Here is a 13483-nt window from a genome sequence, read left to right on the forward strand (position 1 = left end):
TAATTGCAGCGGCCGTTGAAGAGCGCGCATAACAACTGCAACCACAAAAGAAAAGAGACGCAAAATCTTGCGTCTCTTCGTGCTCAGAGCTATATATGATTTTGACTTGAACCAGCCTTTACACCGAGCGGCTGAAAACCGGCGTAGTGGGTTTATCGGCCCAGAGCCGGGCATCGAAGCACATAGCGATGTTGCGCAGGAACGGGCGGCCCGCCTCCAGCACCTGCACATGGTTAGTGCTGTAATCCAAAAGGCCGTCTTCTTCCAGCGGCTGCAGCCGGATGAGCGCATCCACAAAATAGGGCAGCTCCTCCTCCGTCCAGCTGGTGTGGAGGCGGCACATCAGGTGAAGGATGTGTTTGCGGATCAGCAAGTCTTCCTCCGTCAGCTCGTGGCCCTTCAGCAGCGGGAGGTGGCCCGTGGCCACGGCTGCCTTATATGCCTCCACCTCCTTCACGTTCTGCAGAAAGGCGGTGCCGGTGTCGGAGATGCTGGAAGCGCCCAGGCCAATCAGCAGCTCGGTGTGGCGGGCGGTATAACCCATAAAATTGCGGTGCAGCGTGCCGTTCTGCGCGGCTATATATAAACTGTCCTCCGGCAGGGCAAAGTGATCCAGGCCGATTTCGAAATAGCCAGCCTCCTCCAGCAGGTTTCGGCCCAATTCATATAGCGCGCGTTTCCCGGCAGGCGCGGGCAGGTCGGCTTCGGAGTATCGGCGCTGGCCCTTGCTCTTCCAGGGCACGTGGGCATAGCTGTAGAAGGCGATGCGCTCGGGGCGCAGTTCCTTCACTTTTTCGATGGTGTGGCGGATGCTTTTCTCGGTCTGGTGGGGCAGGCCATATATGATATCGCCGTTGATGGAGGTGTAGCCGATGGCGCGGGCGTCGTCGAACGTCTGTTTTGTCTGCTCAAACGTCTGGATGCGGTTGATGACCAGCTGCACGTAAGGGTCGAAGTCCTGGATGCCCACGCTCAGCCTCCGGAAGCCCAGGTCATACAGCACCTGCAACTGATGCGCATTGGTGGCGTTCGGGTGCATCTCCACGCTGAACTCAGCATCGGGCGTAACCTCCGCTTTCTCCAGAATGGCCTCCAGCAGCTGCTTCAGGTTCTCGGCGCTGAAGAAAGTCGGGGTGCCGCCGCCCAGGTGCATCTCCGCAATGCGGGGCTTCTCCTCGAACGTGGCCACATATTGTTCCCACTCGTCCAGCAGCGCCTTCATATAGGGCTCCTCCACGGCGTGGTTTTTCGTGATGCGCTTGTTGCAGCCGCAGTAGGTACACAGCTTCTCGCAGAAGGGCAGGTGCAGGTACAGGCTGATGCCGTTCGCGCTGTTGGTTTTGCGGAAAGCCTGCTGCACATGAAGCAGCCAGCGCTCCTCGCTGATCGGGGCCTCGCTCCAGTACGGCACGGTGGGGTAACTGGTGTAGCGGGGCGAAGGCACATCGTACTTGGCAAGCAGGGCGGCGGGGGTGTGGTTCACAGATGCGATCATGGCTTTGTTCCTCTCGTAAATCAATCTTTTACTGCCACAAAGGTCGTGTGTATTCACGGCCACAGAAATGACATTCATCACCTTAAAGTCCTGACGGGCGTGACTTTTTGCATATTCCTGTGTAACTTCACAGGATTTGCTACAAAAGTCGTGTTAGAGCATTATGAGATTAACCACACCAACACTACTACTGGATAAGAGGAAGTGCCTGTGCAACATTGAGCGGATGGTGCAGAAGGCGAGGGAGAACGGGGTAAGGCTGCGTCCGCATTTCAAGACGCACCAGTCGGCGCAGGTGGGGGCGTGGTTCCGTGACTATAACATCGAGGCCATCACGGTCTCGTCCTTAAAAATGGCCCGCTATTTTGCCAACCAGGGCTGGCGAGACATTCTGGTGGCTTTCCCGGCCAACGTGCTGGAGATGGACACGATCAACGAGCTGGCCTCCCGCATCCGGCTGCACCTGCTTGTCGTGAACGTGGAGACGGCCGAGATCCTGTCGCGCAACCTGCGCCACCCGGTGCAACTGTGGGTGAAGATAGACACCGGCTACCGCCGCACGGGCATCCTGGCCAACAACCACAAAGAGCTGGACAGGGTGATGCAGAAAATAAAGGAGAGCGACAAGCTGCAGTTTCAGGGTTTCCTGGTGCATGACGGCCACACCTACAAACAGACCGACACGTATGCCATCCAGACCATCCACAATACCTCGGTATACCTGCTGCAACTGCTGCGGGCGCGCTACAGCGGCCAGTTTCCGGGCCTGCAGCTCTCCATCGGCGACACCCCCTCGTGCAGCATCCTCGGCGACCTGAGCGGCATTGACGAGATACGGCCCGGCAACTTTGTGTTTTACGACCTTACGCAGCAGCGCATCGGTTCCTGCGGCTTCAGCGATATAGCCGTGTGCGTGGCCTGCCCCGTGGTGGCCCGGCACCCCCGGCGCAGGGAGCTGATTATATATGGCGGCGGCGTTCACTTCTCGAAAGACGCGCTGGCGCAGGAAGACAGCTCGCTTATATATGGCCGGGTGGTGGAGTTCACCGACAACGGCTGGACAAACCCGGTAAACGGCATTGACCTGGTGTCGCTCTCGCAGGAGCACGGCATCGTCAAAGCCAACGCGGAGCAGTTCGCCAAATACAGCATCGGAGATATGATCGGCATCCTGCCCGTACACTCCTGCCTCACCGCCGACCTGATGAAAGGATATATGACCACGGATGGCGAAATACTGGAGCACCTGTCAGGGGTTCCGCAGCGGGAACTGGTATCTTTGTAAAGTTGAGCCGGAAGGGAAAATCTGCAGAAGACGATGCCTGGGACGCTATCACCAAAAAGCAGCCCCCCAGGCGTGTGCCCCGCCCAAAGCCAGCGGCGAAGTCTGTTGTAAAGCCAGCCGCCAAAGCTGCCAAGCCCAGAAAGAAAGCATCCAGGCCATCTCCTTACAAGTTCTGGCTGGGGCTGGCTGCGCTGGCCACACTCGCGCTGGTGGTGCTGTACGTGGAGCTTTTTGTGGAGAAGCGCAAATCGGCTTGGCCCGAGGGCCACAGTGTGTACGGCGTGGATGTGTCGCATTACCAGAAGGAGATAGACTGGCAGCAGGTGCGGCAGAACGAGGTGAGCTTTGCTTTTGTGAAGGCCACGGAGGGCAGGACAATCCAGGACAAGCAGTTTCAACGCAACTGGGAGAAGGCGCGGGAGGTCGACATTATACGGGGCGCTTACCATTTTTATATCCCCCACGTGAAGCCCGAGTTGCAGGCCGCAAATTTTATCGCCACAGTACAACTCTCCTCCGGCGACCTGCCGCCCGTGCTGGACGTGGAGGTGCGGGGGCGCAAGCCGGTGGGGCAGCTGCGCGCGGACCTGAAGGTGTGGCTGCGGCAGGTGGAGGACGCCTACGGCGCGAAGCCTATCTTATATACCAGCTACGCTTTCTACAAAGATTACCTGGACGGCCACTTCGACGATTACCACCTCTGGATAGCGCACTACAACGTGCCCGAGCTGCGGCTCGAAAAAAGCAGCAGGCGCAAACTGGCGTTCTGGCAGCACACCGATGGCGGCACCATCAAAGGCATTGACGGGATGGTGGACTGCAACGTGTTTTACGGCAGCATGCGCGAGTTGCGCAGCGTTTGCCTGCCCTGATTTTCTTGGCAGAATCAACAAAAGCCATATATAAGCCTATATATGATTTAGCCCTGAAATGATGCTGCGCCTTCGGAACACTGGAAAAGCAACAGGAGGCTGCCCGAAAGGGAATCGCTCCATCTTGTTTCCTGTTAACCCGAAGGCGCAGCATGCACTGGCCATATATGTTGCTTACTTCTTTTTTGCCGCGGCCTTTGCTGCTGTGGCTTTGGCGGGAGCTTTTTTGGCCGGGGCCTTCTTTTTAGCGGGAGCCGCCTTTGCTTTGGCTGCCGGTTTTTTGGCCGGGGCGTCAGCGTCCGCTTTTTTCTTGAAGCCGCCGCGGCCCTTCTTCTCCGGCGTGGCCTCCGCCAGGTCCAGGCACTCCTGCAGCGTCAGTTCGCTCGGTTCTTTTCCCTTCGGGATTTTTACGTTCTTGTTGCCCGCCACTATATAGGGGCCGAAGCGGCCGTTCAGCACCTGCACATCCGGGTTCTCCTCGAAGGATTTGATCAGTTTCTCGGCATCCGCTTTGCGCTTGGCTTGGATCAGGTCGATGGCTTCCTCGGCAGTCACCTGCATCGGGTCCAGCGTTTTAGGCAGGGAGTAGAACTTGCCCTCGTGGCGGATATAGGGTCCGAACCGGCCAACGGCGGCGGTCATTTCCTTGTTCTCGAAGGTGCCGATGATGCGCGGCAGCTTAAACAGATCCAGCGCGTCTTCAAGCGCAAGGCTCTCCACAAACTGACCTTTTCGAAGGCTGGCATACACGGGCTTCTCGCCTGTCTCCTCGTTCTCCTCGCCCAACTGCACGTAAGGTCCGTAGCGGCCAAGTTTCGCCACGATGGTCTTGCCAGTGGCAGGGTCTGTGCCCAGTTCCCTTGCCCCGGACACATCGGCCCGGTTGATGCTCTCACTCGACTCGATGCGCTCGTGGAACTTCTGGTAGAACTGGTCCAGCATGTTTTCCCACTCTTTCTGACCCTGGGCAATCTCATCAAACTCCGCCTCCACGCGCGCTGTGAAAGAATAATCGATCACGTTTGGGAAGTGCTCCACCAGGAAGTCGTTGACCACCATGGCCGTGTCCGTCGGGAAAAGTTTTGCCTTCTCCGCACCCGTTATCTCAGTTTTGGTCTGGGCAGTGATGCTTTCATTTTTCAGGGTGAGCACCTGGTAAGGGCGCTCTTTGCCCTCGCGGCTGTCTTTTTCCACATAGCCGCGCTTCTGGATGGTGGAGATGGTAGGCGCGTAGGTAGACGGGCGGCCGATGCCCATTTCCTCCAGCTTTTTCACCAGGCTGGCCTCGGTGTAGCGGGGCGCGGGGCGGGTGTAGCGCTGGGTTGCCAGCATCTGGCGCAGCTGAATCAACTGCCCGATGCTCAGGGGCGGCAGCATGCCTTTCACATCCTCGTCCTCCCCGTCCAGGTCATCGTCGTCCTTCGATTCTATATATACCTTCAGAAAGCCTTCGAATTTAATCACCTCGCCGGTGGCCTGCAGTTTCTGCTGCTCCTGGGTGGAGATGCCGATGGTGACGGTGGTTTTCTCTATCTGGGCGTCCGCCATCTGGGAGGCAATGGCGCGCTTCCATATCAGCTCGTACAGGCGCTGCTCGTTGCGGTCGCTGCTGGCCACCATCTGCGAGAAATCGGTGGGGCGGATGGCCTCGTGCGCCTCCTGCGCCCCGGCAGACTTGGTTTTGAAATGGCGCACCTTCACAAACTGCTCCCCGAACGAGCGGTTGATTTCCCTGGTCGCACCCTGTATCGCCTCTTCTGAAAGGTTCAGCGAGTCGGTACGCATATAGGAAATCTTACCTGCCTCGTACAGGCGCTGCGCAACGGTCATGGTCTGGGCGACGGAAAAGTACAGTTTGCGGCTGGCTTCCTGCTGCAGGGTGGAGGTGGTGAACGGCGGGGCCGGACTGCGCTTCAGCGGCTTTTTCTCCAGGTTTTCGATGGTATAGTCAGCGCCCACGCAGGCCTGCAGGAAAGCCTGCGCCTCCTGCTCCGTCTTGAATTTGGTGGGCAACTCCGCCTCCAGCGTCTTGCCCTGCACGTCGAAGTTGGCGGTGATGCGGAAGGAAGCCTCGGCACGGTGGCGCTCAATCTCGCGCTCGCGCTCCACCACCAGGCGCACCGCCACCGACTGTACACGCCCAGCCGAAAGCCCCGTCTTGATTTTTTTCCAGAGCACCGGCGACAGCTCAAAACCCACCAGCCTGTCCAGGATACGGCGGGCCTGCTGGGCGTTCACCAAATCCATGTCGATGCCGCGTGGGGTGCTGATGGCGTTGAGGATGGCGCTCTTGGTGATTTCGCGGAACACGATACGGCGCGTCTTGGCGTCGGTCAGGTTCAGCGCCTCAGTCAGGTGCCACGAGATAGCCTCTCCCTCACGGTCGTCGTCCGACGCCAGCCATACCGTCTCCGCCTCTTTGGCCAGTTTGCGCAGTTGCGCCACCACCTCCCGCTTGTCGCTGGACACGACATAGGTCGGCCGGAAGCCATGGGCTATATCGATGGCGTTGTTGTCTTTGGGCAGGTCCCGCACGTGGCCGAAACTCGACTTCACTACGTAATCCTTTCCCAGGTACCCTTCTATTGTTTTTGCCTTGGCAGGCGACTCTACTATAACTAAGTTTTTTATCATGCTTTAAGTTTGCAGGCAGGCATTGGCCAGATTCGCCCAAAGTTCAGTCTTTTTTTCTAACAAATACAACCTGATTTGTGTAACATAGGTTTAACCGAGAGCAAAAAACCCGAAGATTCGTTATATTCCGGCTTCTTAATCCCTGGGTTGCGTTATATACTTATATGCAAAAAACTTTACTCATTTGCCGCCATGCGGAGGCCTTTGAACCCTATCCGCTACAGCCGGACTTCGAACGGGAGCTAACGCCGAACGGCCTGCACCAGGCTAACCAGACGGGGAAGTGGCTGCGCGAGAATTTTGTGAAAGTAGACCACCTGCTGTCCAGCCCCGCCAGGCGCTGTAACCTGACGGCGCGCACCATCGCGGGCCGCCTGTACTTTGGGGAAGAGAAAATCTCCTACCTGCCCGATCTCTACAATGCCCGCGAGTCGCAACTGCTGCAAATGCTGAGCGGGTTGCCTGACCAGGCCAGGCAGGTGCTGCTGGTGGGCCATAACCCGGGCATCACTAAACTGGCCCGCGACCTGGCAGGGCAGCACTTTAATTACCTGGAGCCGGCCAACGTGGTGGCCATCGCCCTGCCCCTGGAAAAGTGGGAGGACATACACCTTGCCGTCGGTGTGCTGCTGAGCCATAACATGGCACAGGCGCTGTAACAGCTTGGGCGGTTCACCCGCTTATTCTATGCCTGTATTTCCGGTTTATATATAAATTCGATAGTTTAGGGGATGGTATGTGCCGCGCCAGCGGCCCTGGCCCCAAAGAAATCATTTCATGGCAAAAACAAAGGTAGTGGCCGTCATCAACCAGAAAGGCGGCACCGGCAAAACAACGACAACCATAAACCTGGGCAGTGCGCTGAGCAAACTGGGCAAGAAAGTGCTGCTGCTCGACCTGGACCCGCAAAGCAACCTGTCTTACTCGCTGGCTGTGGCAAATCCGGAGGCGACGCTCGCGGACGTGCTTCTGGGCAATAAAAAGCTGAGTGACGTAATAGTGGACAAGGACGACCTCTGGATTGTGCCCGGCTCGAACGAACTGGTGGATGTGGAGATATCGCTGGTGACGCAGCCGGAGCGGGAAAGATTCCTGGAGAACATTCTAGTGGAGGCCAAAGGCTTCGACTATATATTGATTGACTGCCCGCCTTCCCTCTCGGTGCTCACCCTGAACGCGCTGACGGCGGCGCAGGAGGTGCTGATACCGCTGCAGATGGAAGTGCTGACCCTGCAGGGGCTCGACCAGATCATGAATACCGTGGAGAAAGTACGGAAGACCCTCAACCCCAAGCTGAAGATAAAGGGCATTGTGGTGGTGATGTACGACGTGCGCCGGAAACTGAGCCAGGAGGTGCTGGAATACCTGCGGGAGAATGTGAAGGAGAAGATATTCGACAGCCATATACGCCTGAACGTGAAGTTGGCCGAGGCACCCTCTTTCGGCAGGAGCGTGCTGGACTACGATGCCTCCTCCAACGGCGCGAAGGACTACAAAGCGCTGGCCGCAGAATACATCGGATAAAAAGCAATCCCGGACGAGGGAGGCTGATTTTATTCATCATCTTTTTTCGCTAAATTGCACCGCTTAAAACCTGTAGTGTGTCCGGATATTGGCAAGCGCCTTTTTAGCATAGGATAGGCTCAGATACCACTCCATCCAACCAAAGAAATATGGCCTTAGGTAAAAACTTGAAGTTGAGCAAAGACAAGCTCATCAGTGACGTAGAAGCCAGAGAAGAAAACAAGCCTGCTTCAAAAGCTAAGGCAGACGCCGGTATGGCGACTGTGCCGGTGGAAGATACACCTGCTAAGCCAGCCGCTGCACCTGACAGGGCAAAGGGTGCCGGCAAACCGGCGGCCACTGTGCCGCAGGATGCTATCAAGCCCAACGGCGTTAAAAAAGATAACGCAAAACCGGCGAAGCTGGAGAAACTGGCCAGTAACCCGGAGTACATCAGCGAGCAGCTGAACAAAGTGCTCTACGCCCTTGATGCCTTCAAGAAAGGGGACATTTCGGTGCGCCTCACCAAGCAGAACGATGACCTTTTTGCCGAGATAGCCGAAGCCTATAACTCCATGGTGGAGATGATAGGTGGGGTGGGCGGCGAGGTGTCGCGCATCTCGAAAGTGGCTGGGGTGGAGGGAAACCTGAAGGCCCGCGCCTCCGCCGAAAACGCCTCCGGCTTCTGGAAGGATATGATCAACAACATCAACGGCCTGGTTGATTCCATTGCGGTGCCGGTGTTGGAAGTGGGGAAAGTGCTGAAGAACATCTCGCGGGGAAACCTGGACGAGACGTTCCAGATTCCTGTTTCCGGCGACTTCAAGGTGATGGCCGAAACAATCAACCGCACCATCGACAACCTGAACCTCTTTGCCGGGGAGGTAACGCGCGTGGCGCTGGAGGTGGGTACGGAAGGAAAACTGGGTGGCCAGGCCTCTGTGCCAAACGTGGCCGGTGTCTGGAAAGACCTGACCGACAACGTGAACACAATGGCCAGCAACCTGACTTTGCAAATCCGGGACATCTCGAACGTGGCCACCGCCGTGGCCAAGGGTAACCTGGCCCAGAAAGTATCGGTGGATGTGCGCGGGGAATTTGCCCAACTGAAGGACAATGTGAATCAGATGGTGGACTCGCTCAACGTGTTTGCCGATGAAGTAACACGCGTGGCACGCGAGGTGGGTACGGAAGGAAGGCTGGGCGGCCAGGCCAAAGTGCCGAATGTGGGTGGCGTTTGGAAAGACCTGACTGACAACGTGAACACGATGGCCAGCAACCTGACTTCGCAGGTGCGGGATATCGCCAACGTGGCCACCGCGGTGGCCAAAGGCGACCTGACGCAGAAAGTAACCGTGAACGTACGCGGCGAGATAGCCGACCTGAAAGACATCATCAACCAGATGGTGGACTCGCTCAATGTGTTTGCCGGGGAGGTGACGCGCGTGGCGCGCGAGGTGGGCACCGAAGGAAAACTCGGCGGCCAGGCCAATGTGCCAAAAGTAGAGGGAACCTGGAAAGACCTGACCGAGAACGTGAACCTGATGGCTGGTAACCTGACAGCGCAGGTGCGCGATATTGCCAACGTAGCGACGGCCGTGGCCAAAGGTGACCTGACCCAGAAAGTGTCAGTGGACGTAAAGGGCGAACTCGGGGAACTGAAGGATATCCTGAACGAGATGGTGGACCGCCTCAACGTATTCGGTGCTGAGGTAACACGTGTTGCCCGCGAAGTTGGTACGGAGGGTATTCTGGGCGGCCAGGCCAACGTGCCGAACGTGGCGGGTATATGGAAAGACCTGACGGAGAACGTAAACTCGATGGCCTCCAACCTGACCTCGCAGGTGCGGGATATCGCCAATGTGTCCACAGCAGTAGCAAAGGGTGACCTAAGCCAGAAGATAACCGTGAATGTGAAAGGTGAGCTTGCAGAACTGAAGGTGAACCTGAACCAGATGGTGGACTCGCTCAATGTGTTTGCCGGGGAGGTGACACGGGTGGCGCGCGAGGTGGGCACCGAAGGAAAACTGGGCGGCCAGGCCAACGTGCCGAACGTGGCCGGGGTTTGGAAAGACCTGACCGAGAACGTAAACACCATGGCCAGCAACCTGACCTCTCAGGTGCGGGACATCGCCAACGTGGCGACCGCGGTGGCCAAAGGCGACCTGACCCAGAAAGTGTCGGTAGACGTGAAAGGAGAGCTTGGTGAACTGAAGGAGAACATCAACCAGATGGTGGACTCGCTGAATATATTTGGTGATGAAGTAACAAGAGTGGCCCGCGAGGTGGGCACCGAAGGCAAGCTGGGCGGCCAGGCCAACGTGCCAAACGTGGGCGGCACCTGGAAAGACCTCACCGACAACGTGAACCTGATGGCGAACAACCTGACCTCGCAGGTACGAGACATTGCTAAGGTAGCGACCGCGGTGGCCAAAGGCGACCTGACCCAGAAAGTATCGGTGGAGGCGCGGGGCGAGATACTGGACCTGAAAGAGAACCTGAACCAGATGGTGGACTCGCTGAACGTGTTTGCCGATGAAGTAACGCGCGTGGCGCGCGAGGTGGGCACCGAAGGCAAGCTCGGCGGCCAGGCCAACGTGCCGAAAGTGCGCGGCACCTGGAAAGAACTCACCGACAACGTGAACACGATGGCCTCCAACCTGACCTCGCAAGTGCGGGATATTGCCAAAGTGTCCACGGCCGTGGCGAAGGGCGACCTGACCCAGAAGGTGTCGGTAGACGTGAAAGGGGAGATGGCGGAACTGAAGGAGAACATCAACCGCATGGTGGACTCGCTCAACATCTTCGCCGGGGAAGTAACGCGCGTGGCGCTGGAAGTGGGCACCGAAGGAAAGCTGGGTGGCCAGGCCAACGTGCCCAACGTGGCCGGGGTTTGGAAAGACCTGACCGACAATGTAAACACCATGGCCAGCAACCTGACAACCCAGGTGCGGGGCATCGTGAAAGTAGTGACGGCTGTGTCGAAAGGTGACCTGACCCAGAAGCTGACCTTGGAAGCGAAAGGCGAGGTGGCGGAGCTGGCAGACACAATCAACTCGATGGTGGTGGACCTGAACCGACTGGCGGGCGAGGTAAGCCGCGTGGCGCGCGTAGCCGGTGTGGAAGGGAAACTGACAGAACGTGCTACCCTGCAGGGCGTGGGCGGCAGCTGGAAAGAACTGGTAGACACAGTGAACGACCTGCTGGAGTCAATTGTAACCCCGATGTTGGACGTGTCCCGCGTGGTGCGTGCCATCTCGGAGGGAGACCTGACACAGAAGGTAGACGTGCAGACGGCCGGAGATATCATGGATATGGCCAACGCACTTAACCTCGCAGTGGAAAACCTGAACACGCTCCTGGGGGAAATCAACGACTCATCGCTTGTGGTGGGCAGTTCTTCGGAGGAAATGGCTGGCAAAGGCCTGGAGATGAACAAGGTGACGCTGGATGTGGCCCTTGCCATGCAACAAATGGCGGAAGGTGCCCAGAACCAGGCCCTCAAGACAGACCAGGCGTTCAAGCTCATCGAAGAGATCATGAAAACGACCAAAGACACGGCCAACCGTGCAGAGGTAGTGAATAAATCGGCCTTGCTGGGAGAGGAGAGCTCCCAGACAGGTCTGAAGACAGTGGCGGAAGTGGTGAAGAACATGGAGGAAATCTCCAGTTCGGCGGCTCTCACAGCCAAAACCATTGAAGTACTGAGCACCCGCTCTCAGGAGATATCCAAATCGCTTGGCGTTATCACGGACATTGCGGCCCAGACAAACCTGCTTGCCCTGAACGCGGCCATCGAGGCGGCGCGCGCCGGTGATGCAGGCCGCGGCTTCGCGGTGGTGGCCGAGGAAATCAGGAAACTGGCTGAAGGCTCCCGTAAATCTGCCAGCGAGATTGCCACCCTGGTGGAAGATGTGAAGAAAGACACCGCCTCAGCCGCCACGGCCATCTCCACCATGGAGGGACGGGTACTGAAAGGAAAGAATGCCACTTTCGAGGCATCCGGCGCCTTCAAGAACATCGCCGCCTCCAGTGGCGAGACCCTGCGCACCTCGCAGGACATCCTCACGGCAACGGAAATCCAGAAGTCGTCTATCGGGGATGTGGTGAAATACGTGGAAGAAGTGGTGGCCATTGCCGAGCAGACGGCCTCCGGCACGCAGCAGGTGGCCAGCACGGCCAAGCAACTTTCGGCTTCGATGCAGGAACTGACGTCTTCTTCCCAGAACCTGAACGACATTGCCGCAGACCTCCAGATCAGCATATCCGCCTTCAAACTGGTGGACGGCAACCTGGTGTTCAGCAATGGCAAGAGCCGCCGCCTGACTTCCATACCTGTACAAAAGCAACAGCAGGAGAAAGTAAGAAAGGGCAGCATGGGCAATAACCGCCTGGCGACCAGTTCCAAAAAGCACAGTTCCGGGAACAGTTCTGAAAGCAGATCAAGGTAATGGCGAAACAAGCAAGTACAGAGAAGGGGGCAGCTTTGCCTGCTGAGGAAGGAAAAGTATCGGAGGCAAAGGGCGCAGACAGGGCAAGCCCTGAGGAGGGAAGAAAAGGCGTCGACGAGAAGCCTGCCAGCGAGGCAATGATGCACCTCATCGTGTTCAAGCTTGGTGCTGAGAGCTATGCCATCAAGATCGAGCAGGTGAAGGAGGTAACCATCACCCCCGTGATAACCCGTATGCCGCGCACACCGCACTTCGTGAAGGGGGTGGCGAACATCCGGGGTGACATCATCGCGATCATGGACCTGGAGGAGCGCTTCCACATCAGGCCGGAGCCGCTGCCGGAAGGGCTGAATCCTAACGTGAGCTATACCCTGGTGCTGGAGGCAAAGGATTACAGCATCGGTGTGGTGGTGAAGGAGGTGCCGCAGTCCCTGAACCTGCCCACCTCTAAAATAGACAGGGCGCCCTCTTTCCTGCAGGACACGAACATCAGCGAGAATTTTATTGAGGGGCTGGCCCGGATCAACGACCGCCTCATCATCGTGCTGGACATGAACAAGATACTCACACAGGAAGAGATAAATGAGATCTCCGCCTAACGGTGTCATATAATTTAAAAACACTACTTTAAACAGTATGAGCAGAATATTGATAGTAGATGATTCTTTCTACATGCGCACCATGTTGAAGAACATGCTGGCAGACGCCGGTTACGAAGTAGTAGGGGAGGCACCAAACGGACAGACGGCGCTAGAACTGGCCAAGGAGACGAAGCCCGACCTGATCACCCTGGATGTGATACTGCCGGACAACACCGGCCTGGACGTGCTGAAAGGCATCAAGGCGGAGCAACCCGATATGAAGGTGATTATCGTGAGCGCCGTGGGGCAGGAGGTCATCGTGAACGAAGCCATGGAATATGGGGCAAAGGCCTATATCGTGAAGCCGTTCTCGGAGGAGAAGGTGCTGGAGGTGGTAAGCCAGGTGCTGGCGGAAGAGCCAAAGCAGTAACATTCCTTCCCCGCATATATACATATACCTTTGAAGCCTGAAGTGGGTGCATTTGTTGTTGTGTCCCGTGATAGCTGCAGTTGAGCCTGCGCGGATTTCCAAAAAGCAAGATGTGACCGGTGAGCAGCGGCCGTTGACCTGAAAGTGTGGTTGGGCAAAGCGTGTGTGGGATGGGAGTTCTACTGGCCAAGGGCAGGGGACGCAGCTGCAGGTTATGCTATATATAGCACCA

General features: G+C 57.3%; 9 protein-coding genes. 7 read left to right on the forward strand and 2 right to left on the reverse strand.

What is annotated here, in order from left to right; genetic code table 11:
• Nucleotides 1-118: 118 nt before the first annotated feature.
• Entirely contained in the window at nt 119-1495 is a 1377-nt protein-coding gene (gene hemN, locus GSQ62_RS17430) for an oxygen-independent coproporphyrinogen III oxidase (RefSeq protein WP_161890701.1), read from the reverse strand.
• 163 nt (nt 1496-1658) lie between these two features.
• On the opposite strand from hemN, the gene GSQ62_RS17435 reads away from it, so the two are divergent.
• Both GSQ62_RS17435 and GSQ62_RS17440 read left to right on the forward strand, forming a co-directional pair.
• The gene (locus GSQ62_RS17435) at nt 1659-2780 is read left to right on the forward strand and encodes an alanine racemase (protein WP_161890702.1); all 1122 of its coding nucleotides are present in this window, start codon (nt 1659-1661) and stop codon (nt 2778-2780) included.
• Nucleotides 2781-2782: 2 nt separating this feature from the next.
• The gene (locus tag GSQ62_RS17440; RefSeq protein WP_237586756.1) at nt 2783-3652 is read left to right on the forward strand and encodes a glycoside hydrolase family 25 protein; all 870 of its coding nucleotides are present in this window, start codon (nt 2783-2785) and stop codon (nt 3650-3652) included.
• Between the two features lie 174 nt (nt 3653-3826).
• Here GSQ62_RS17440 and topA read toward each other — a convergent pair whose 3' ends face one another.
• Nucleotides 3827-6286 carry a type I DNA topoisomerase gene (gene topA, locus GSQ62_RS17445; protein WP_161890703.1) on the reverse strand — a complete coding sequence of 820 codons (2460 nt, stop codon included), beginning with the start codon at nt 6284-6286 and terminating at the stop codon, nt 3827-3829.
• A gap of 164 nt (nt 6287-6450) precedes the next feature.
• Between topA and GSQ62_RS17450 the strand changes: the two genes are divergently transcribed.
• The 5 genes from GSQ62_RS17450 to GSQ62_RS17470 all read left to right on the forward strand — a co-directional run bounded on the left by GSQ62_RS17450 (nt 6451) and on the right by GSQ62_RS17470 (nt 13251).
• On the forward strand, nt 6451-6945 hold the full coding sequence (locus GSQ62_RS17450) for a SixA phosphatase family protein (RefSeq protein ID WP_161890704.1): 495 nt from the start codon (nt 6451-6453) through the stop codon (nt 6943-6945).
• A 118-nt stretch (nt 6946-7063) separates the two neighbouring features.
• Entirely contained in the window at nt 7064-7810 is a 747-nt protein-coding gene (locus tag GSQ62_RS17455) for a ParA family protein (protein WP_161890705.1), read from the forward strand.
• A 149-nt stretch (nt 7811-7959) separates the two neighbouring features.
• Nucleotides 7960-12240 (forward strand): HAMP domain-containing protein, encoded by a 4281-nt coding sequence (locus tag GSQ62_RS17460; RefSeq protein WP_237586759.1) that lies wholly within the window; start codon nt 7960-7962, stop codon nt 12238-12240.
• On the forward strand, nt 12240-12839 hold the full coding sequence (locus GSQ62_RS17465) for a chemotaxis protein CheW (RefSeq protein WP_161890706.1): 600 nt from the start codon (nt 12240-12242) through the stop codon (nt 12837-12839). Before GSQ62_RS17460 ends, GSQ62_RS17465 begins: the two co-directional genes overlap by 1 nt.
• A gap of 37 nt (nt 12840-12876) precedes the next feature.
• Nucleotides 12877-13251, forward strand: a complete 375-nt coding sequence (locus tag GSQ62_RS17470) for a response regulator (protein ID WP_161890707.1) — start codon at nt 12877-12879, stop codon at nt 13249-13251.
• Nucleotides 13252-13483 lie beyond the last annotated feature (232 nt).

The sequence above is a fragment of the Pontibacter russatus genome (genome assembly GCF_009931655.1).
Classification (GTDB): Bacteria; Bacteroidota; Bacteroidia; order Cytophagales; family Hymenobacteraceae; genus Pontibacter; species Pontibacter russatus.